Origin of the sequence: Mesorhizobium sp. 113-1-2 (genome assembly GCF_016756475.1) — a bacterium.
Classification (GTDB): Bacteria; Pseudomonadota; Alphaproteobacteria; order Rhizobiales; family Rhizobiaceae; genus Mesorhizobium; species Mesorhizobium loti_C.
In genome coordinates this window covers 1825218-1847500 of sequence record NZ_AP023242.1, presented here as the reverse complement: position 1 = coordinate 1847500, position 22283 = coordinate 1825218, and the positions used below count along the sequence as shown (strand labels likewise).

General features: G+C 63.6%; 16 protein-coding genes (1 of these 16 only partly in view). 5 read left to right on the top strand and 11 right to left on the bottom strand.

Annotated features, from left to right (window positions below; translation table 11 throughout):
* Positions 1-1845: the 3' portion of a M23 family metallopeptidase gene (locus JN279_RS08910; protein ID WP_202352555.1), read on the top strand. The gene continues 126 nt to the left of window position 1, outside the view; the window shows 1845 of its 1971 coding nt (coding positions 127-1971); its start codon lies off the left edge, out of view; its stop codon occupies positions 1843-1845.
* Between the two features lie 25 nt (positions 1846-1870).
* Here the strand turns inward: JN279_RS08910 and JN279_RS08905 are convergent, their stop codons facing one another.
* Positions 1871-3445, bottom strand: coding sequence for an MFS transporter (locus JN279_RS08905; RefSeq protein WP_202352554.1), 1575 nt, complete (start codon positions 3443-3445; stop codon positions 1871-1873).
* Positions 3446-3598: 153 nt separating this feature from the next.
* Between JN279_RS08905 and JN279_RS08900 the strand changes: the two genes are divergently transcribed.
* Positions 3599-4231: a TMEM175 family protein gene (locus tag JN279_RS08900; RefSeq protein WP_202352553.1), complete on the top strand. Its 633-nt coding sequence runs from the start codon at positions 3599-3601 to the stop codon at positions 4229-4231.
* On the opposite strand, the gene JN279_RS08895 is transcribed toward JN279_RS08900, so the two are convergent.
* The 8 genes from JN279_RS08895 to JN279_RS08860 all read right to left on the bottom strand — a co-directional run bounded on the left by JN279_RS08895 (position 4205) and on the right by JN279_RS08860 (position 15943).
* Positions 4205-5722: a L,D-transpeptidase family protein gene (locus JN279_RS08895; RefSeq protein ID WP_202352552.1), complete on the bottom strand. Its 1518-nt coding sequence runs from the start codon at positions 5720-5722 to the stop codon at positions 4205-4207. The genes JN279_RS08900 and JN279_RS08895 overlap by 27 nt on opposite strands.
* Positions 5723-5871: 149 nt before the next feature.
* A complete protein-coding gene (locus tag JN279_RS08890) occupies positions 5872-6234 on the bottom strand; it encodes an MmcQ/YjbR family DNA-binding protein (RefSeq protein ID WP_202352551.1) in 363 nt (120 codons plus the stop codon).
* A 63-nt stretch (positions 6235-6297) separates the two neighbouring features.
* Positions 6298-8904 carry an ATP-dependent chaperone ClpB gene (gene clpB, locus JN279_RS08885; protein ID WP_202352550.1) on the bottom strand — a complete coding sequence of 869 codons (2607 nt, stop codon included), beginning with the start codon at positions 8902-8904 and terminating at the stop codon, positions 6298-6300.
* A 220-nt stretch (positions 8905-9124) separates the two neighbouring features.
* The gene (locus JN279_RS08880) at positions 9125-10072 is read right to left on the bottom strand and encodes a DUF4167 domain-containing protein (RefSeq protein ID WP_202352549.1); all 948 of its coding nucleotides are present in this window, start codon (positions 10070-10072) and stop codon (positions 9125-9127) included.
* A 310-nt stretch (positions 10073-10382) separates the two neighbouring features.
* Entirely contained in the window at positions 10383-11255 is an 873-nt protein-coding gene (gene prmC / locus JN279_RS08875) for a peptide chain release factor N(5)-glutamine methyltransferase (protein WP_202352548.1), read from the bottom strand.
* Positions 11248-12327: a peptide chain release factor 1 gene (gene prfA, locus JN279_RS08870; RefSeq protein ID WP_096450601.1), complete on the bottom strand. Its 1080-nt coding sequence runs from the start codon at positions 12325-12327 to the stop codon at positions 11248-11250. The genes prmC and prfA overlap by 8 nt, the downstream gene beginning before the upstream one ends.
* Before the next feature lie 10 nt (positions 12328-12337).
* Positions 12338-14608 carry a phosphoenolpyruvate--protein phosphotransferase gene (ptsP, locus tag JN279_RS08865; RefSeq protein WP_096450603.1) on the bottom strand — a complete coding sequence of 757 codons (2271 nt, stop codon included), beginning with the start codon at positions 14606-14608 and terminating at the stop codon, positions 12338-12340.
* Between the two features lie 81 nt (positions 14609-14689).
* Positions 14690-15943, bottom strand: a complete 1254-nt coding sequence (locus JN279_RS08860; protein ID WP_096450605.1) for an aspartate kinase — start codon at positions 15941-15943, stop codon at positions 14690-14692.
* Positions 15944-16189: 246 nt separating this feature from the next.
* Here JN279_RS08860 and JN279_RS08855 point away from each other — a divergent pair, with 246 nt between their 5' ends.
* On the top strand, positions 16190-18031 hold the full coding sequence (locus JN279_RS08855; RefSeq protein ID WP_202353669.1) for a CHASE3 domain-containing protein: 1842 nt from the start codon (positions 16190-16192) through the stop codon (positions 18029-18031).
* A gap of 5 nt (positions 18032-18036) precedes the next feature.
* The gene (locus JN279_RS08850; RefSeq protein WP_096450609.1) at positions 18037-18333 is read left to right on the top strand and encodes an antibiotic biosynthesis monooxygenase family protein; all 297 of its coding nucleotides are present in this window, start codon (positions 18037-18039) and stop codon (positions 18331-18333) included.
* On the opposite strand, the gene JN279_RS08845 is transcribed toward JN279_RS08850, so the two are convergent.
* On the bottom strand, positions 18330-20561 hold the full coding sequence (locus JN279_RS08845) for a diguanylate cyclase (protein WP_202352547.1): 2232 nt from the start codon (positions 20559-20561) through the stop codon (positions 18330-18332). The two genes, JN279_RS08850 and JN279_RS08845, sit on opposite strands and share 4 nt — an antisense overlap.
* Before the next feature lie 122 nt (positions 20562-20683).
* The gene (locus tag JN279_RS08840; protein ID WP_202352546.1) at positions 20684-21253 is read right to left on the bottom strand and encodes a putative glycolipid-binding domain-containing protein; all 570 of its coding nucleotides are present in this window, start codon (positions 21251-21253) and stop codon (positions 20684-20686) included.
* A gap of 247 nt (positions 21254-21500) precedes the next feature.
* Here JN279_RS08840 and ubiG point away from each other — a divergent pair, with 247 nt between their 5' ends.
* Positions 21501-22250, top strand: coding sequence for a bifunctional 2-polyprenyl-6-hydroxyphenol methylase/3-demethylubiquinol 3-O-methyltransferase UbiG (gene ubiG / locus JN279_RS08835; protein ID WP_202352545.1), 750 nt, complete (start codon positions 21501-21503; stop codon positions 22248-22250).
* Positions 22251-22283: the final 33 nt, after the last annotated feature.

Below are 22283 nucleotides of genomic sequence, written 5' to 3'. Positions count from 1 at the left end.
GGCGTGACCTCGAGCGTGCTGATGGGCGTGGCGCTGTTCGCCGCCCTTGACGGGCGCCAGCAACTGGCGACCCCACCCGAGATCGCGGAACTGATCGGCCTTACCAGCAATGGCGATTCCGGCGAGGTGGCCAAGACGACCAGGCTGGTGGCGCCGCGTCAGATCGCCAAGGCCAAGGACCGCCGCCGCATGGAAGTGTCGATGGTCACCAAGGTCGGTGACCGTGATGTCATCCACACCATGCCTTTCGTGCAGATCAAGATGGCGCTCGCCGCCGGCCACACCACCAGCCGACCCTACCCGCCCTTCGACCCGATGCAGGTGTTCGGCGACGACGGCGACGATACTCCGGCGCAACCGGCGACGGCCTCCGCTGCCTCCGGCCAGATCTATGGCGCCAAGGTCGAAAGCGAGATGAGCCTGAAGACCGTCGATTTCCCCATCGAGACGGCCTCCTTCGACGAAAAGAGCGACCTGTCCGCCGACGAGGTGGAAAAAGTGGTGCGCGAAGCCGGCACTGACCTCAGCGACGGCGCCGTGCAGGTCGCTTCACTCCATTATGTCGATCCGCAGCGATTCGGCGAAGCCTTTGCCGAGTCGATGGCCGGCTCCTACGATGTGAAGATTGTGCCGGAAAACGTCTCGGTGTCGCCACGTGCTGCCACCGACGACCAGGCGCCGGCTTTCGCCGAGGAAATCATTCCCTTCACCAAGGACACCGACCTCACCGAGGCCTTTGCCGATTCGGGCTACACAGGCGACGACGCCACCGGCATGGCCGAAGCGATCGCCAAGCTGTTGAACGCGCCGACGCTCAAAGCCGGAACGGTGCTGCGCGTCGGCCTCGAGGTTCACGGCGATGCCGCCAAGGTCGTGCGCACCAGCGTCTACGACAAGACCACGCATATCGTCACCATCGCGCTCGACGATCGCGGCCAATACGTGCCGGCGCAGGAGCCGGACCCGAATCCCGAATTGCTGACCGCATTCGATGATTCGTCGGCACCGGTGGTGGTGCGCGGCAACCTGCCCAATGTCTATGACGGCATCTACCGCACTGCCTATTCCTACGGCATGTCGAAGAAGATGACCCAGCGGCTGATCAAGCTGCTGGCGTCTGGCGTCGACTTCCAGTCGCGACTCAATCCGTCGGATCGCCTCGAAGTGCTGTTCTCGCAGCCCGACGGCGACGACCAGACATCAGACGATTCCGAGCTTCTCTATGTCTCGGCGACCTTCGGTGGCACAACGCGCAACTTCTACCGCTTCCAGATGCAGGACGGCAGCACCGACTATTTCGACGAGGATGGCTCGAGCGCCGAGCAGTTTCTGCTGCGCAACCCACTGCCCAACGGGAGATTCACCTCCGGGTTTGGTGCGCGCAAGCATCCTATCCTCGGCTACGTCCGCATGCACACAGGTACCGATTGGGCCGCCCCGATCGGATCGCCAATCATCGCAGCCGGCAATGGTGTCGTCGAGAAAGCCGGCTGGGCCGGCGGCTATGGCAAGCAGATCATCCTGCGCCATGCCAATGGCTACGAGACTTCATACAATCACCAGAGCGCCTTTGCCAAAGGCATCGCGCCGGGCGTCCATGTTCGCCAAGGCCAGGTCATTGGCTATCTCGGCCAGACCGGTCTCTCCACAGGTCCTCACCTCCACTACGAGCTGATCGTCAACGGCACCAAGGTCGATTCGATGCGTGTCCGCCTGCCGGTCGGCAAAGTGCTGAAGGGCGACGACCTCGTCGCCTTCAAGCGCGAGCGCGAGCGCATCGACGATCTGCTGAAGCAGGAAGATGGCAATTCGCTGAAGGTTGCCAGCGCCAAGATCGAAGGCTGATCTCCGACCGATCCGACATGGAGAATCAGCTCCGCGACGAATCGGCCGACGATTCATCGGTGCGGCGCGACCAGGGCAATGCCTGACCCGAAACGGTCATCCAGGCGATGATTGCGGCAAGCAGGCAGAGCACAGCGGTCGTCAAGGATATGGCTGAAAAAGCCGCGTCGCTGGCGGCAAGCCGCGTTGCTTCAAGTTCGGGCGGCAAGCCTGTCGATACCGGTTCGCCAAAACCCGGAATACCCGGCCTGACGCTGGTGTCGAGCATCGTCGAATAGACCCAGGCCGCCAGCGATCCCATTGCCGCCACGGCGATCAGGCCGGCAATGCGCGAGACGGCATTGTTGATGCCGGACGCGGCCCCCGTATCCTTGTCTTCCACCGCCGTCATGATCGCGGTCGACAGCGGTGAGACGACCAGCGCCATGCCGAGCCCCATCAGCTCCATCAGCGGAAATGTCCCGGTCCAGAAATGGTGAATGCCGGAATGGGTGAGCAAGGCAAGTCCGGCGAAGGCGAAAGCCACGATCAGGCTGCCGCAGGCGATCGGGAAACGGGGTCCGATCCGATCGGAAAGCTGGCCGACCGGACCCGATAAAAGTGCAATCGATGCCGACAGTGGCAGGAAGATGAAGCCCACCTCGGCCGTGCTCAGCCCCCAGCCGGCAATCAGCAGCATCGGCAGGTAGAAGAGATTGGCCGAGAGTGCGAAATAAAGGAAGAATGTCGCGACGTTGACGCCGGCGAAGGCGCGGATTCTAAACAGCGACAGGTCGATCATCGGCTCGCGCTGCCACCGCTCGAAGGCGATGAAGGCGACGAGCAGCACAAGACCGGCGACGATGCTCGGCCCCGACATGTGCCCGCCACCCTCGGCGCTCATCGAGGTCAGCCCATAGGCCAGCGCTCCGAATGCCAGCGTCGCCAGCGCCCCGCCGCCGAGGTCGAGGCTTCGCCTTTCCGTCGCCGCGTCGGCCGGAACCCTGGTCAGCAGAAGATAGATCGACAGCAGTCCAAGCGGCAGGTTGACGGCGAAGATCGCCCGCCAGATACCGTCGCCGAAAGTCGACAGGACGAAGCCACCCAGCACCGGCCCGAGCGCCGTCGTCAGCGCCGAGGCGGCGGCCCAGATGCCGATCGCGCGGCCGCGTTCTTTTTTCGGATAGGCCTTGGCGATGATGGCGAGGCTGCCGGGCACCATGATCGCCGCACCAATGCCCTGAAGGGCGCGAAACGCGATCAGCACGACAGCATTTGGCGCGAGCGCACAGGCGAGCGAAGCTGCGACGAACAGCACAATGCCGGCCACGAAGGCGCGGCGCAGCCCGAACCGGTCGCCGGCGGCCCCGCCGGCCAGGATCAGCGCCGACAACGTCAACGCATAGGCATTGGAAATCCACTGCGCCTCGGCAAGGTTGGCACCGAGGTCGACGCGGATCGCCGGCATGGCGATGGCCAGGATGGAACCATCGATGAAGCCGAGCGCCGAGGCCAGGATCGCTGCGATCAATACGAACCGCCGCTGCGATTGCGAACAGAAGGTGCCGTTCGTGACTGGACTGATCAGCGGGACTGCGGCGGCTTCATCTGGCGAATGCATGGCACTCTGCTTAGACCGCCGCAGTGCTGGCAACAACCAGCCAGCAGCCTGCAGTCCTTGAAACCAGCCATATTGCCAGGAGACATCCTATCGGGATGCAAATGGCGGCGGCCATGCTAAGTTTTCCGGAACTCGGCAGGCGGGGAGAAATCAATGAAGCGTCCACTTGAAGCATCGCCGGAAGGACGCGGCCGCATTGTCGGCATCACCGACGGCGTCTTTGCCATCGCGCTCACGCTCATCGTGCTCGAGATCAGGGTGCCTGCGCATGAGGTTGTTCATTCCGAGCGCGATCTGCTTGCCGCGATCGCAGCACTGGCGCCACGCTTCCTGACCTATGCCCTGAGTTTCCTGACGCTGACCATCTTCTGGTTCGGCCAGCAGGCGCAGCATGGGCTGATCGCCAAATCCGACCGACGGCTTGCAACGCTGAACCTCTGCTTTCTTGCGTTTATCGCGCTCTTGCCGTTCTCGACCGATCTTCTGGCCGATTTCCTCGAATTCAGGACCGCGGTGCTGGTCTACTGGCTCAACCTGCTGATGCTCGGCGTCACCCTGTTCGCAAGCTGGTACTATGCGGAGAAGAACGGCTTTGTCGCGGAAGATGTCGACGCTGAAACGACGCGCACGGTCTATCAGCGCATCGTCAAGGCGCAGATCTTGTGGGCGATCGGTGCCGCACTGTGCCTGATCAACCCGTTGCTCAGCGTCGGCTTCATTCTGGTCGTGCAGTTGATCTATGCCGCCGCGCTGCGCGGCTCATTGCTGCGCAACGTCATCGGCTGAAGGTCCGCCGACGAACTCCACGGTGACGCCTGGCGACACCAGCTTGGCGAGTTCGCGCGCGTCCCAGTTGGTCAGGCGCACGCAGCCATGGCTTTCGGTCTTGCCGATCTTCGACGGCTCGGGCGTTCCGTGGATGCCGTAGGTCGGCTTGTCCAGGGCGATCCAGACCGACCCGACGGGTCCGTTGGGGCCTGGCGGAATGGTCAGGATCTTGTCGTTCTGGCCCTGCTTGAAATTGATGTTCGGGTTGTAGGTGTAGTTCGGGTCGAGTGCGATGCGCGACACAGCGTGAATGCCGGTGGGCGACGGCGTGTCGGCCGAGCCGATGGTGGCGGGATAGGCTGCGACCAGCTTGCCGCCCGCATCGTAGGCGTACACTTCTTTCTTGGTCTTGTCGGCGACGATGCGCGCGACCGGTGTCGAGACCAGCTTGCCGAAATTGGCGACCTTGACGATCGTGCCGGGGCTATTGAAGTCGAGGCCCTTGTTGATCGACTTCAGATAGTTCTCGTCCATGTGGAAGCGCTCCGCCAGCGCTTCGGTGACAGAGGTGTAGCACATACAGTTGAGCTGCGCCTTCTGGCCGTAGTCTTCCGGGATCGAGGCGACATAGGGGCCGGCCGCATCGTCCGCAGTGATCGTGTAGCTGGCAAAGGCGTCGCCACCGGATTGTGAAAGTGCCGCCTGGATACCGACCGTATCGGTCGACTTCAGATTGCTGCCGGTGATCTCATTATAGGCGGCCAAAGCCTTGTCGACGTTAGAGCCGAAGCGCCCGTCGATCACGCCTGGCGAAGCACCACCACGGTCGAGCAGCACCTGAAGCGCTGCGACATCCTGGCGGGCTCCCAGCGTAAGCGACGGATCGACGGCGGCCTTGCCGCCAGTGTCCGGCGGCAGGGACGACTGCGACTCCGGATTGGCCTGCTGCACGTCCGGCTGCGCTTGATCAATCGAAGCCTCGTTCAGCGGCTGGCGCTTGATGGTGCCCGGCTTTGCCGGCTGCGGCGCATCCGGATAGGTGTTGTCGTAGCTGCCGTCGTCCTGCGGCGCCGGCGGATAGGCGTCGACGGAGTTGTCGCCATAAGGGTCGGACTCATCCACCGGCGGCGGGATGACCCTGCCCTCCTCTTCCAGCTGCTTGCGGCGGAACCGCGCCATGTCTTCCGGATCGTCGAGATAGTAGCGATCATCATCGGCGGGAGCCCGGCCCAACTCGCGCAGCCTTGTCTCGCGGCGCAGCGCACGACGGTCGAGCCGTGTCCCCGGCGGCTGGATGGCGATGACCTTGCCGGTATCGGCATCGACGATGACCCGGTTGCCGCGGGCGTCGTAGTAGATGTCCAGATTTCCGTCCTGGGCAACGAGAATGCCGCCATCGTCGGCAGCGCGGACAACCCTTGGTGCATTGTCCCGCGTCGGCGCGGCAAGCGCGGCAGAAGACACAAGCCCGGCGGCAAGCGCCGAAAGGGCAAAGATCGTGCGGAACATTGTGGCCAAACTCTCCGGTCCGTAATTGCCGCCGCCCAGCATTGTTCTCTGGGCGAACCCCTTCGCCAGCAAACCAGTTAACCCACCATATGGTTCCAATATGAACCGGGCATGAAGATGGCGGTTTTCCGGCGCATCAGGAATACTAGCTAGCTTGCGAACCCCAATTCCTTGCGCGCCTGCTTCGTCAGCTTTAGCGCAACAAGGCGATGGCTCTCGCGCAAATAGTCCTTCAGCGCAGCATCATCCATGCTCTGGCTTGTCCGACGCTGGATCCATGTCATGCCGCGCGAGGCAAGATAGGGCGCGGGCCGCAGGCCCGGCTGTTCCTTCAACACATCATAGGCGATGTCGGAACATTTGAAGGTGACGAAGAGCTGCTGGCCCTGATCCCAGCCGCCGATCGCGAACACCTTGGTCCCGACCTTCCAGACATGGGCGCCGCCCCACTGGACGACGTGTTTTGTGGCGGGCAGTGAGGCGCAAAAGCCGTTGTAGTCGTCCAGCGTCATCCGCCCGCCCCCACCCTTATTGTGAAAACGCCGCGCGTCCAGGGCGGACGCGCGGCGTTGGAATCAGGCCGCCGCTTCGGTCGCGACGACCGTCGGCTTCGAGCGGAAGTTCAGCCGGTCGGAGCCGGACGTGACCTTGACGGTCGAGCCGTCGAGAATCTCGCCGAGCAAGATCTTCTCCGCCAACGGGTCCTGCAGTTCCTTCTGCATCACCCGCTTCAGTGGCCGCGCGCCATAGGCCGGGTCATAGCCCTTGGCCGCCAGCCACTCGATCGATTCGTGATCCAGCGACAGCGTGATCTTGCGATCGACAAGCAGGCTTTCCAGCCGCTTGAGCTGAATCTCGACGATGCGGTCCATGTCCTTGCGGCGCAGCCGGTGGAACAGGATCACCTCGTCGACGCGGTTGAGAAACTCCGGCCGGAACGATGCCTTGACCACACCCATCACCTCGTCGCGCACGGCGTCGACATCCTGGTCCTCGCCGAGATTGACCAGATATTCGGCGCCGAGGTTCGACGTCATGATGATCAGCGTGTTGCGGAAATCGACCGTACGGCCCTGCCCGTCGGTGAGCCGGCCGTCGTCGAGCACCTGCAAGAGCACGTTGAAGACATCGGGATGCGCCTTCTCGATCTCGTCGAACAGCACGACCTGATAGGGCCGGCGCCGCACCGCTTCGGTCAGCGCACCGCCCTCCTCATAGCCGACATAGCCGGGAGGCGCGCCGATCAGCCGGGCGACCGAGTGCTTCTCCATGAACTCCGACATGTCGATGCGCACCATGGCGCTGTCATCGTCGAACAGGAAGCTTGCCAGCGCCTTGGTCAGTTCGGTCTTGCCGACACCCGTCGGTCCCAGGAAGATGAACGAGCCGATCGGCCGGTTCGGATCCTGCAGACCGGCACGGGCGCGCCGCACCGCCTTGGAAACGGCCTGCACCGCCTCGCCCTGGCCGACGACGCGCTTGCCGATCTCGTCTTCCATGCGCAGCAGCTTGTCGCGCTCTCCCTGCAGCATCTTGTCGACCGGAATGCCGGTCCAGCGCGACACGATATGGGCGACGTGGTCGGGCGTGACCACTTCCTCGACCATGCCGGCCTTGCCGTCCTGGGCTTCGGCTTCCTTGAGCTTCTTTTCCAGTTCCGGGATCTTGCCATAGGCAAGCTCGCCGGCGCGCTGGAACTCACCCTTGCGCTGGGCAATGGCGAGGTCGTTGCGCGCCTCGTCGAGCTGCTTCTTCAGGTCGGCGGCGAGCCCGAGCTTCTGTTTCTCGGCCTGCCACTTGGCGGTGATCTCGGTCGATTCCTCCTCAAGGCCGACAAGCTCCTTTTCCAGGCGGGCGAGCCGGTCCTTCGAGGCATCATCCGTCTCGACCTTGAGCGCCTCGCGCTCGATCTTGAGCTGCATGATGCGGCGGTCGATCTCATCCAGCGCCTCGGGCTTGGAATCGACCTGCATCCTGAGCCGCGACGCGGCTTCGTCTACGAGGTCGATCGCCTTGTCCGGCAGGAAGCGGTCGGCGATGTAGCGGTTGGACAGCGTCGCCGCCGCCACCAGCGCCGAGTCGGAGATACGCACCTTGTGGTGCTGCTCGTACTTTTCCTTCAGGCCGCGCAGGATCGAGACGGTGTCTTCCACCGTCGGTTCATCGACAAAGACCGGTTGGAAACGGCGGGCAAGGGCGGGATCCTTCTCGACATGTTTTCTGTACTCATCGAGCGTGGTCGCGCCGACGCAGTGCAGTTCACCGCGCGCCAGCGCCGGCTTCAGCAGGTTCGACGCATCCATGGCGCCATCCGCCTTGCCGGCGCCGACCAGCGTGTGCATCTCGTCGATGAACAGGATGATGTTGCCGTTGGCCGAGGTGACTTCGGAGAGCACGGCCTTCAGCCGCTCCTCGAACTCGCCGCGATATTTGGCACCGGCAATCAGCGCGCCCATGTCGAGCGCCATCAGCTGCTTGTCCTTCAGCGATTCCGGCACGTCGCCATTGACGATGCGCAGCGCCAGGCCTTCGGCGATCGCCGTCTTGCCGACGCCCGGCTCGCCGATCAGCACCGGATTGTTCTTTGTGCGGCGCGACAGCACCTGGATGGTGCGCCGGATCTCGTCGTCGCGGCCAATCACGGGGTCCAGCTTGCCGGCGCGGGCATCGGCCGTCAGGTCGCGCGCGTACTTCTTCAGCGCATCATAGCCCTGCTCGGCACTCGCCGAATCGGCGGTGCGGCCCTTGCGGACATCGTTGATGACCTGGTTCAGCGCCTGCGCGATGACGCCGGCCTTGGCCAGGATGTCGGCGGTCTTGGCCGACTTTTCCATGGTGAGCGCCTGCAGCAGCCGCTCGACCGTGACGAAGCTGTCGCCGGCCTTCTTGGCCAGTTCTTCGGCGGTAGAGAACACCTTGGCCAGCGGCTGCGCCAGATAGAGCTGGCCGTTGCCGCCTTCCACCTTGGGCATCGCCTCGAGCGCCGTCTCGACACCGAGCTTGACGTCGCGGACATTGCCGCCGGCGCGCTCGATCAGCGACGCGGCCAGACCCTCGTCATCGTCGACGAGAACCTTCAAAATGTGTTCGGGGGTGAATTGCTGGTGGTTGCGGGAGAGCGCCATGGTCTGCGCGGACTGGATAAAGCCGCGCACGCGCTCGGAGTATTTCTCAAGGTTCATATCTGTCTCCTTCCGTCACCGGCCCGCTTTGCGGCACCGGATCAGATTGCGGTGACGGACCCGCCCATTCGAGCCGGATCCTGTTCAGCCGAGATATGGTGCATAGGCCATGCCGTCTCAAGACGCCTTGATATCGGTCAATGCATAATATTCCACGTCCGCCCAAACGAAAACGGCGGAGATTTCTCTCCGCCGTTCAAAGTCCTGAAATGCTGTGCGATCAGTTGTCGACGTCGACAATCACCGGCTCGGCATTGCCGCTGTCGGCAGGCGCCGCTGCCGCCTCGCCGGAATCCGCATTGTCGCTACCGCTATCGACCTGGTCGGCATTGGTGCGCGGACGGCGTGGACGGCGTGGGCGACGGGCAGCACCGCTCTCGGCGGCCGCCTCGTTAAGCTCGGCCTGGGCGGCAAGAGCCGCCGGCGAAAAGCTCTCGAACAGCGGAGCCGGCGCGGCTGCCGCAACGGTCTCGACCGGCAAACCTGGCTCTAGCTGTAGCTGTACCACCTCTGCCTGTGCGTCTGCCGGGACTGGGGCCTCGTTGCGCTGCTGCTGGCCACCTTGATCGGAGGACGAAGCAAAGTCGCGCTGGCCGTTCTGGCCGTAGCCGCCATTGGGGCGGCGATCGCGGTGACGCCCGCCATTGTTGTCGCGCCCGCCATTGTTGCGCCCGCCATTATCACGATTATCGCGGCCGCCTTCCCGGTTCAGGGCGACTTCGGCAGGCATGCCTTCGATGACCGGCTGCGGGCCGGCGCCATGGTTGGCCTGAGCATCGGAAACGTTGTTGCCGTTGTTGCCGGCATTGTCGAAGTCATCACGATCCTCATCGCCGTCATCGTCGAAATCGTCGCGATTCTGTTGCGTATTCTGGATCGGCATCTGCGCCTGCGCGGCGGCAATGATGCGATTGTAGTGTTCGGCGTGCTGGAGGTAGTTCTCCGCCATGACCCGGTCGCCGGAGCTTTGCGCGTCACGGGCCAGGGTGGCGTATTTTTCGGCGATCTGCTGAGCCGATCCACGGATCTTCACGTCCGGGCCGTTGCTCTCGTAGTTGCGCGTCAGGGGATTCGGGCCCTTGCGGTTGTTGTTGTTATTGTTGTTGCCACCGCCGCCGCCATTGTTGTTGCGACCGCGCATGCGCCTGTTCTGCTGTTGTGGCCTCATTCGACTCTCTTCATCTTGAAATTTTCGAAAACTCGTTACGAACGGTGGCGCTCATGCAGCCAGCCGTTTCGTTTCTTCACCGGCGTTCGCCCGCATCAATTGCGTTGGCGCCACGTGCCATCCTGTTCCGGTTACATCACTTGCCGGACGATTCCCGCACGAAGCTTGGGCGTCGTTTGCGCAAGAAGGCAGCTATTTCCAAGGAGGACCGAATCGCTAAGAGCACTGCCTGCTTCGTCTCATCCGGTTGAGGCGACCCTAGCCGCATTCCCCGGTATTGCCAAGCGGTTTTTTCGCACTGCGTCAAGGCTTATCCCCATTGAAAGACAAGAACCCTGTCGTTTCCGCCGAGATCACGCAAAGCAGCAGCCGATGCATAACCAGCCGCCTTGAATATATCCGTAACCTCATTGCGTTGCGTGTGGCCGATCTCGACCGCAATCCTGCTTTCGGCTTCAAGAAACCGTGCCGCCTCGGCGGCAATGATCCTGTAGGGGTTCAGCCCATCCACGCCACCATCCAGGGCCAGGCGTGGGTCGAAATCGCGGACCTCGTCCTGCAGATTTCCAATATCTCTGGAAGGTATATAGGGAGGGTTTGCGGCAATTACATGGTATCGGCCGGAAACTTTTTCGAACCAGTCCGACTGCACCGCCGTGAACCGATCGCCAAGTCCGAGTTCCCCGGCATTGCGGGCCGCCGTTGCCAGCGCGCCGGCAGCAATATCGACACCGGTGGCGGTCGCGGCTGGCACGGCACTCAGCAGCGCCAGCGCGATGGCGCCGGTCCCGGTGCCGAGATCAAGGATGCGGCAGGCGCCTTCCCGGGCGGCCATTGCCTTGACGAAGGGCAGCACAGCCTCGACCAGCGTTTCGGTATCCGGCCGCGGTTCCAGCGTTTCCGGCGACAGTGACAGGCGCAAACCGTAGAATTCGCGGTAGCCGAGGATGCGATGCACCGGTTCGCCACCGGCTCGCCGTGTCAGGGCAGCATCGATCGCGGTGATGACCGTTCCGTTGATCCTGCGCTCAGGGTCGGCAATGGCCTGCGTACGCGTCGTGCCTGAAAAATGTTCAACGATCAGCCGCGCATCGAGCGCCGGATCATCGACCCCGGCCATGGCAAGCCTGGCCCGCGCCTCCCGCAGCAGCGCTCCCAGCGCCTCGGGCAGAGGATCAGCCATCAAGGCCGATATCGGCCAGCAGCTTCGACTGGTGATCGGCGATCAGCGCGTCGATGACTTCGTCGAGCTCGCCCATCATCACCCGGTCGAGCTTGTAGAGCGTCAGGTTGATGCGGTGATCGGTGACGCGGCCTTGCGGGAAATTGTAGGTGCGGATGCGCTCCGAGCGGTCGCCGGAACCGACCTGCGACTTGCGTGATTCCGAGCGCTCCTCGTCCGCCTTGCTGCGCTCCAGGTCATAGAGCCGGGCACGCAGGATCTGCATGGCCTTCGCCCGGTTCTGGTGCTGCGACTTCTCCGCCTGCACCACCATGATGCCGGTCGGCAAATGGGTGATGCGGACCGCCGAATCGGTGGTGTTGACGTGCTGGCCGCCGGAGCCCGAGGCGCGCATCGTGTCGATGCGGATGTCTTCGGCGCGGATCTCGATGTCGACTTCTTCCGCTTCCGGCAGCACGGCCACCGTTGCCGCCGAGGTATGAATGCGCCCGCTGGCCTCGGTCGCCGGCACACGCTGCACGCGATGCACGCCGGATTCGAATTTCAGATGAGCAAACACCCCCCGGCCGGAAATGGTGGCGATGATTTCCTTGAACCCGCCGGCATCGCCGTCGCTGGCCGAAACCGTCTCGAACCGCCAGCCGCGCTCGGCGGCATAGCGCTCATACATGCGAAACAGGTCACCGGCGAAAAGGGCCGCTTCATCGCCGCCGGTGCCGGCACGGATTTCGAGGATGGCGTTCTTGTCGTCGGCAGCATCCTTGGGCAACAGAAGGACCTGAATGTCCTTCTGCAGCGCCTCGATGCGCTCCTCCACCCCGGGCAGATCCGCCTCGGCGAGGGCCCGCATCTCGGCATCGGTGCCCTTGTCGGCAAGCATCGCTTCGAGGTCGGCCTGTTCATGCTCGGCCGAGCGCAATTCCCTGACCTTGGCCACCATGTCCTGCAGCTCGGCATATTCCGATGCCATTTTCACATAGGCATCCGGCGCCGGGCCGGCCGACATCTGCGCTTCGAGCATCTCGAAACGCTTGACGACTTGATCCATACGATCGCGGGGCAAATTGACCATGGTGAGGGCGCTACAACGGGATCGAGCGGTCGTCGGCGAAGGCTTGTAGCAGCGCCCGCATCGGCAACCCCTGCGCCGGCGCCATCAGATTGTCGTCGAAGAACGCCGTCAGTTCATCCAGCGGCAATTCCGTCAGCATCGCCTTGACCGGGCCGATCGAGGCCGGCGACATCGAGATCGAACGGAAGCCGAGGCCGATCAGCGCCATCGCCGAGATCGGCTTGCCGGCGAGTTCGCCGCACAGCGTTACCGGCGTGTGGTTGCGAATGCCGGCATCGGCAATCTGCTTGAGCACGCGCAGGAACGGCGCCGACAGCGTGTCGAAGCGATTGGCCAGTTGCGTGTTGCCCCGGTCGACCGCCATGACGAACTGGAACAGGTCGTTCGAACCGACCGAGACGAAGTCGACGGCCTTCATCAATTCGTCGAGCTGGAACAGCAGCGACGGCACTTCCAGCATCGCACCCAGCTTGAGACTGGTCGGCAAATGATGGGCAAAGCGCGAGAGATGCCGTACCTCGCGGTCGATGATTTCGCGCGCCTGGGCGATCTCGCCAAGCTCGGTCACCATCGGCAGCATCAGCTTGAGCTCGCGCCCACCGCTGGCCTTCAGCAAGGCGCGGATCTGGGTGCGCAGCAACCCCGGCCGATCAAGCGTCAGGCGGATCGCCCGCCAGCCAAGCGCCGGATTCTCTTCCTGGATGGCGCCCTTGAAGTAGGGCAGCACCTTGTCGCCACCGATATCGATGGTGCGGAAAGTGACCGGCTTGCCGCGCGCCGCCTCGAGCACGTCGCGGTAGAGTTTCTCCTGCGCCTCGGCGCGCGGAAAGGTCGAAGCGACCATGAACTGCAATTCGGTGCGGAACAGGCCGATGCCGGCCGCACCCGCCTCGGCCAGCTGCGGCAGGTCGACGGCAAGCCCGGCATTCATCAAGAGATCGACCTGAACGCCGTCCTTGGTCGTCGACGGCTTCTTGCGCAGTTCGCGGTAGACCTCTTGCCGGCGGGCGCGGAACCGCACCTTTTCGGCATAGGCAGCTTCGAGATCGGATTGCGGCCGCAGATGGATTACGCCCTCTTCGCCGTCGACGATGATGGCATCGCCGTTTTCCGCCATGGAAACGGCACCCTTCATCTGGCCGGCGACAGGAATGCCCATGGCGCGCGCGACGATGACGACGTGGCTGGTGGCGGCGCCATCCTCGAGCACCAGGCCGCGCATCTTGTCGCGGGGATAGTCGAGCAGTTCGGCCGCCCCCATCGAGCGGGCGACAATGATGGCGTCCTTCGGCAGCGAGGCCGCGACATCCTCCGGCCCGCGACCCATCAGCTGGCGCAGGAGCCGGTTGGCGAGATCGTCGAAGTCGCTCATCCGCTCGCGCAGATAGGGATCGGTCATGTGCAGCATGCGCGCGCGCATGTCGCTCTGCACCTTTTCCACGGCAGCTTCCGCCGTCAGGCCGTTGCGGATCGCCTCTTCCAGGCGGCGCACCCAGCCGCGGTCATTGGCGAACATGCGGTAGGCTTCGAGCACCTGGCGATGCTCGCCCTCGAAGGCGACGTCGCGACGCTCCAGCATGTCGTCGATGGAAAGCCTGAGCGAACCGAGCGAGGTCTCGAGACGCCTGACTTCTTCCTCGCTGTCCTCGTTGAACAGATTGGTGACGACGATGCGCGGCTCGTGCAGCACGACATGGCCAAGCCCGACGCCGTCGTTGAAGGACAGGCCGGTGAAGCTGACAGGCCGGCGCAAATCGAGTTCCAGCCCAGGCCGGGTCAGCCGTGCCAGATCGCCGGTGGCGATCATCTCGGCGATCACCATCGCCGTGGTTTCCAGCGCCTCGACCTCGTCGTCGCGATAATGGCGCATGGTCTTGTTCTGCACGACCAGGACGCCGAGCGTACGCCCTGCCCTCAGCACCGGCACGCCAAGGAAGGAATTGTAGATCTCTTCCCCGGTCTCCGGCAGGTAGGCGAAGGCCGGATGCTCCTGCGCGTTGGACAGGTTGAGCGGCCTCGCGCTGGCGGCAATCGTGCCGACCAGACCTTGTCCGAGCCGCAGTTGCGCCAGGTGGACGGCGTTCGGGTTCAGACCTTCGGTGGCGTAGAGTTCGAGCACCGAATCGGCGCGCAGCACATAGAGCGAGCAGACTTCCGCGACCATGTTGGAGGCGATGTCGCGCACGATCCGGTCAAGCCGCTCCTGCGGCTCCAGCGGCTCTTGCATGAGCTCGCGGAGCCGTTTCAGCAAAACGCGCGGGCCGCTGGCCTGGTCACGCATCGCGGCTTCTTCTCCAATGAAACACTTGCCGGCGCAGTTTCCGCCGCTGCCGGCATGCGCGCAACAACTGATTCAGTCTTGCTACTGCTTATCCAGACCGTAGACGGAATGCAAAGTGCGAACTGCCAGTTCGGTGTACGGACCGTCGATCAGTATCGAAATCTTGATCTCGGAGGTGGTGATGGCGCGGATATTGATCGCCTTGTCGGCCAGCGCCTTGAAGGCGGTGGCGGCGACACCGGCATGGCTCCTCATGCCGATGCCGATGACCGAGACCTTCGACATGCCGGCTTCCGACTGCACGACATCGTAGCCGACCTCGGCCTTCAGCCGGTCAAGCACGGCCAGCGCCTTGTCGACGTCTCCGGAAGGCACGGTGAAGGTCATGTCGGTGAACTTGCCGTCCTCGGAGATGTTCTGGACGATCATGTCGACATTGATGTTGGCCTCGGCCAGCGGCCCGAAAATACCGGCGGCGACGCCAGGGCGGTCGCCGACGCGGCGCAGCGAAATCTGGGCCTCGTCCTTGGCGTAGGCAATTCCGGTGACGACCTGCTGTTCCACGATCTCTTCCTCGTCGCAAATGAGCGTTCCCGGGGGATTGAGCAAATCCCCCATTCCGGGCGCGTCGGGATCGTCGAAGGACGACCGCACGAAGGTACGCACCCTGTGCACCATGGCAAGCTCGACCGAACGCACCTGCAGAACCTTGGCGCCGAGCGAGGCCATTTCAAGCATTTCCTCGAACGAGATCTTGGCTAGCCGCCGCGCCTTGGGCTCGATGCGCGGATCGGTGGTGTAGACCCCGTCGACGTCGGTGTAGATGTCGCAGCGGTCGGCCTTGACCGCCGCGGCAATGGCGACCGCGCTGGTGTCGGAACCGCCGCGGCCAAGCGTGGCGATGCGATTGTCCGGCCCGATGCCCTGGAAGCCGGCGATGACAGCCACCTGGCCCTCGCCGAAGCGCTTGATCAGGAAAGCGCCGTCAATGTCGAGGATGCGCGCCGCGCCATGCGCGTTGTCGGTCTTGATCGGGATCTGCCAGCCCTGCCAGGAGCGCGCATGCACGCCCATGTTCTGCAAGGTGATGGCCAGCAGACCGGCCGTGACCTGTTCGCCGGAAGCGACGACCGCGTCATATTCGCGTGCGTCGTGCATCGGCGAGGCCTCGCGCGTCCAAGCGACCAGTTCGTTGGTCTTGCCGGCCATCGCCGAGACCACCACCGCCACCTCATGGCCAGCGTCGACCTCGCGTTTGACGTGACGCGCCACATTGCGGATGCGGGCGATGTCGGCGACGGAGGTTCCGCCGAATTTCATCACGATACGCGCCATGGAAGCGAAATGCCTTTGACTGAAGCCGGCCTGGAGCCGAAAACGAAGGAAAGCGCCCGGCTGGCGCCGGCCGCTGAATGCGCGGCCTCCTTAGCCAAATGCTTTGGGTTTCGCAAGGCTGGCGGCGGATTGCCGGCTTCAGGAAGACGGATATTGCCTTCCAGGCCGGCGCCGCTTACCAAATGCTGCCCGCGGGGAATTCCTTTTGGTCCGGCATAACAGATGATTGCTCGTCTTCGGCGCGCCATGCGATTGCAATCGCTGCCGCTTGCCGCCGGCTTCGCCGTGCTGGCACTGATCGTCGGCACCCGCGCCTTGCTGGTCGAGGGCCAGAGGGCCAATCGTGCCGCCGCGCGCGAGACGATCGAATACCAGGAACAGCTTTCGGAGCTGCTTTCATTGGCGCAGGATGCCGAGGCCGGCCAGCGCGGCTATCTGCTGACCGGCGAGAAATCCTACCTCGAACCGTATCAGAAGGCTGTCGATGCGATCCCGGGGCAACTTGCCCGCATCGATGCCATGACATCATCCAACGATCAGCTCGCCCCGCAGATCAGCCACATCAAGGACGCGCTGGCGCAAAAGCAGGCTGAACTGGCCGTGACGATCACGCTCTACGACAAGGGCGACGCGGCCAAGGCATTGGAACTTGTTCGCAGCGGTCAGGGCAAGGCCGCCATGGACGAAATCCGCGCCAGCATGGACACGATCCGGCGCATCGGCGCCGCCGACATCGCCGCGCGCGACGAGCACACGGACGAGGTCGAGGCCTGGCTGCGCATCGGTTCGCTGGCGGCCCTCATCGCGATCTTCCTGCTCGGCGCCTACACAATCCGCCAATCCCGCCGTCGCTTCCGCGAAGTTGTTACCGCCCAGGAAGAACTGATGCGCAAGAACATCGAGCTTGGCAACGAGATCGACACGCGCGAGAAGGCCGAATCGCAGATCCGCCAGATGCAGAAGATGGAGGCCGTCGGGCAACTGACCGGCGGCATCGCCCATGATTTCAACAACATGCTGGCGGTGATCCTCAGCGCCATGAACCTTGCCCAGCGCAAGCTGAAGCGCGGCGAGAATGATATCGAGAAATTCATCGAGGCGGCGACGGACGCGGCCAGCCGTGCCGCCAATTTAACCTCCCGGCTGCTTGCCTTCTCCCGTCTGCAGCCGCTGGCGCCGCAGGTGGTCGACACCAATCGGCTGGTGACCGGCATGTCCGATCTTCTGCACCGTGCGCTCGGCGAAGGCATCCGCGTCGAAACGGTGCTGGCGGGCGGCCTGTGGAAAACCCGCGCCGACCCCAGCCAGATCGAGAACGCCATCCTCAACCTTGCCGTCAATGCCCGCGACGCCATGGACAATGACGGCAAGTTGACCATCGAGACAGCCAACAGCCACCTCGACGAGGCCTACGCCGCCACGCATGCCGAGGTCACGCCAGGCCAATATGTGATGATCGCGGTAACCGACACCGGCGCGGGCATGTCGCCCGAGGTCATCGCCAAGGCGTTCGAACCCTTCTTCACGACCAAGCCGGTCGACAAGGGCACGGGACTTGGGCTGAGCCAGGTGTTCGGCTTCGTCAAGCAGTCGGGCGGCCACGTCAAGATCTACTCCGAACCGGGCGAAGGCACGACGATCAGGATCTATCTGCCCCGGTTTTTCGGGGCGGAGGAGCCGGCAGCACTTGCCGGGCGCGGCAAGAGCACCGCCAAGGTCACCGAAACGATCCTCGTCGTCGAGGACGACGCCCGCGTGCGTGCCGCCACGACGGACGCGATGCGCGAACTCGGCTACACCGTCATCCACGTCGGCAGTGGCCAGGAGGCCCTTCAGGAGCTGGCCGCGACACCCGGCATCGCCCTGCTTTTCACCGACATTGTCATGCCGGTGATGAACGGCCGCAAGCTCGCCGAGGAAGCGGTCGCGCGCCAACCCGGTCTGAAAGTCGTGTTCACCACGGGTTTCACCAGGAATGCCGTCGTCCACAACGGCGTGCTCGACCATCACGTGCACTTCCTGGCCAAGCCGTTCACCATCGAGCAGCTCGAGGCCAAGCTGCGCGAAGTGCTGGACGCACAGGGATAGCTGGCATGACCGAGACTTTGGAAATCGTCAATTTTCGCCTCAAGCCCGGAACCGAAGCGGGCTTTGCCGCCGGCAACCGCCTGGTCAGCGACTGGCTGGCGCGGCAACCGGGTTTCGTCAGCCGTTGCCTGGCCCGGCGGGATGATGGCGGCTGGGTCGATATCGTGCGCTGGCAGAGCCGCCAGCAGGCCCTCACCGCAGCCGGGCGGATCATGTCCGAGATCGGCGATTGCGAGGCCATGCGCGCCATCGATCCTGCCAGTGTCGACATGAAGCATGCCGAACTCGTTCTGTCGAATTAGCCCACGCTTTGGCTGGCCGTCGAAAGGTCCCATTGGGGATCAACCCTGCCCAATCCGGTAACGACGCGGTCGCGGCCGTCCGCTTTTGCCTGATAGAGCGAACGATCCGCGGCGTTGACGATCTCGACCCATGACGCGCCGAGTTCCGGGAAGGCGGACACGCCGAACGAGGCCGTGATGGTTCCAAGCGTGCGGCCGCGATGCGCCAGATGCAGCTGCTTGATCGCCTTGCGCAGCGCCTCGGCGCGCTCGGCGGCATCGGCGAGCGACGTCCCCGGCATCATCAGGGCGAATTCCTCGCCACCGTAGCGCGACACCACGTCACTTTCCCTGGCATGGTCGAGCAGCGTGGCGGCGACCTGTTTGAGCACGAGATCGCCCGCTTCATGGCCGAACGTGTCGTTGAACTGCTTGAAATGATCGACATCGAGCATGATCATCGCCAACGGCTGTTCGGAACGCTCCATGCGCCTCAGTTCGCGGCTGCTTGTTTCCTCGAGGTAGCGGCGGTTGTAGAGCCCGGTATTCGGATCGCGGATCGATTGCTGCCGCAATGTTTCGCGCAGGCGCAGATTGGCCAGGGCCAGTGCCAGTGTATCGACGACGCCGCGCAGGATCTGTTGCCGCTCGGTCAGCCAGTCCGGCCTGCCGGCGGCATCCGGTTCGCACAAATGCACGATGCCAAGCGTCTCCCCCTGCGCCGCCAGGGGCATGCAGACATAGCCACGGCCACCATTCTCGGTGATGTGGTTGCAGCGCGGCGTCAGCATGCCGGGGCCGGCCACATGTTCCTGGCCGCGCCGCAGCGCCCAGCAATCTTCCGGCGCAAACTGGCCAACGCTCGAACGCACAGCACCCCAATGCGCCATTTCCTCGACCAGATTGCGCGAGGCACTGGTCAGATACACGGTTCCGCTCAATCCGCCGAAGAAATCGGGCATGGCCGAACCGACCACGGAAAATGCCTCATGGAAGGTGACGCACGCCTGGAGCAGTTCGCCGAGCTTGACCAGGCGGGTCGTTGCCTGGGACGTTTCCTTCAGTTCGCGGTTCAGCGTCGCCAGTTCCTCGGCGCGATCGCTGACCGCCCGCTCGGCGCTGCGCAACTCACTGATATCGTTCAAGGTCAGCACGATCCCGCCGTCGGAGCGATTGAGCGGATTGCAGCTCGCAATCACCGGCAGGTACGATCCGTTCGGCTTTGCCAGCCGCACCTCGGCCTGATGCCCGCGACCCGTGGTCAGCGCCAGCTCGATCGGGGATGCTGCCTGCCCCAGCCTGTCTCCCGACAGTCCCCTTATATCGAGAACCTCAGGCCAATCCTGGCCCTCGATCTTGTCATTGCGCCGCCCGATGATCTCGGCGGCCGCCGGATTGACCGAGACGATCCGGCCATTGCCGTCGATGACGACAATGCCTTCGGCGACAGTGCGGACAATATCCTCGATATAGGTCTTCTGCTCGACGAGCTGCCCACGCGAGGATTCGAGTTCGGATGCCATGCTGTCGAACCCTCGCGCCAATTGGCCGAACTCATCATTGGAGGTCAGGCCGATACGCGCCCCGGCGTCGCCGCGCGCCAGCGATTCGATGCCGCGGTTGAGGCCGGAAAGACCGGCGCCGAAGCCGCGCAGCAACAAAAAAGTCGAGATCGCTGAGATCAACACGGCGGCTGCGGTGCACAGACCGACAAGCCAGAGCATGTTGTTGGTGCGCTGTTGGGCGGCGTGCAGCAGCGGCGTGTACTCGAACAGCACTGCGCCGACCGTCTTGCCGGCAGCATCCTTGATCGGCACCGCAACCAGGTTGATCGGCTCAGCCACATCGCCGCTGTCTTCGATGAAGTCGCGCGGCGCGCCGTCCTCGATCGTCCGGCCGACTTCATTGCCGGGATCGTGGTGGTACGGTGTGCCGATATTTTTTTCTTCGCCCGGGACGTCGGCAAGGATGACCTTGTCGTGATTGACGACAACGAGATCGCGTTTCGAGTCGCTGTGCTGCGATTTCACGAATTCGCGCAGTGCGTCCGCTCTTTCGAACAGGGAATGCGGCGCATCGGAAGCCTTGAAGGCAATCGCTTCGGCCAATTGCCGCCCGACGCTTGTCGCCTCGGCCACTGCGGCGGATCTGGTCAGCGACATCTGGGAGATTATGGCAATGCCGCCCACCAGGCCGATCAAGGCCGCGGCGCTCAACAAGGTGGCAACAATCTGGGTCTTGATCCGCACCAAGCCATCCCAATCAATGGGAAGGCAATGTACATGCCGAATCCCGCTCGTGCCTCAGGAAACCGCCAACCTCGTAAATTTGATGTTAAGGGAACCTGATCAGCCGCCCTTCCCGGACCGGGTCAGCCCGGCTGCGCCGTGGCTTTCCACAGGCCGGGATAGTCGACGACGAAGCCGTGCGGCGAGACATCGAGAATCTCTTCATAGCCGAACATAGGCGCGCTGTAAGCGTAGCGGATTGCGTCGAGACGCCGATAGCTCTGCTCGAGAAGCACCATCTCGAGCGCGGGGAAACTCAGATAGGCGGCTGGAGCGGGTGTCGTCTCCCCGATGCCGAGGTTAAACCGGCGGATCGCCAGCAGGTTCGATGCCGGCGTGAAGCCGAGGTCGACATCGACAAGGCCGGCAACGCCCCGCTGAGGCTCGCCGTTCAGCATCCACGCGCCGTCGGCTCGTCGTTCAATGGCGTAGTACAGCTTGCGCATGCCGAGAAAACCATCAACCCGCGCCGATCGCGTGTGCCAGCCGGCGTCGCAAATCACCGCATAGGCAAGGCAGCATGGCTTGTCGTCCTGGGCGAAGATGGCCTGTCCCTCGAGGCTGTGCCCACCATCGGCTTGCGAAAGCAGGCAGGCGTCGTGGCCCTCCACATCCAGCCGGCGCCAAAGGATCGAAGCCGTCGTGACCGTCATCGCCCACTCCTCGAATGCAAAACGATGCCTTTCATTCGCCCACCAGGCCAATTGTATTTCACTACCGCACGCGGCAACTGACATGCCCTGACAGGATGCATCGCCCTGTCGGCACAGGAAAATTGTTGCCTTGACTTTCCGTCTCCCACGCCCGACTTCCTAGCGCTCTGAAGCAATCCCAGGAAAAGTGTGTAACGGCTTTCCCACAGGAATTACGACAAATCAAAGAGCTCTAGGAGACCAACCCATGCCAGAGCCCCGACGGTCGACGATCGATGCCGGAGAAGTGGAGCGCTTTTCCGCCCTTGCCGCCGAATGGTGGAACCCGAACGGCAAGTTTCGGCCGCTGCACAAATTCAATCCGGTCCGGCTTTCCTATATCCGCGACCAGATCGCGGCGCGCTTCGGCCGTGACCCGCGTGCCGCGCGGCCGTTCGAGGGACTGCGCATCCTCGATATCGGCTGCGGCGGTGGTCTTTTGTGCGAGCCGATGGCGCGGCTTGGCGCCGAGGTCGTCGGAGCGGATGCCTCCGGGACAAACATCGAAGTGGCGAAACTGCACGCGACCGAAGGCAATGTAAGCGTCGACTACCGCGCCACAACTGCCGAGGACCTCGCCGACGCCGGCGAGACATTCGACGTCATCCTCAACATGGAAGTGGTCGAGCATGTCGCCGACATCGACTTGTTCGTCGCCAAATGCGGACAGATGGTCCGGCCCGGCGGCATCATGTTCGTGGCCACCATCAACCGCACGCTGAAGGCGCTGGGTCTCGCCATCATCGGCGCCGAATATGTGCTGCGCTGGCTGCCGCGCGGCACGCACCAGTTCAGCAAGCTGGTGCGCCCGGAAGAGCTGGAAAAGGCGCTCGGCGGCGCCGGTCTGACCATCATCGACCGCACGGGCGTCACTTACAATCCGCTTGCCGATCGCTGGGCGCGGTCGAAGGACATGGACGTCAACTACATGGTGCTGGCGGAAAAAGGATCGGTCTGACCACGTTCGCGGAATTCGCGCCGAGGACGTGTC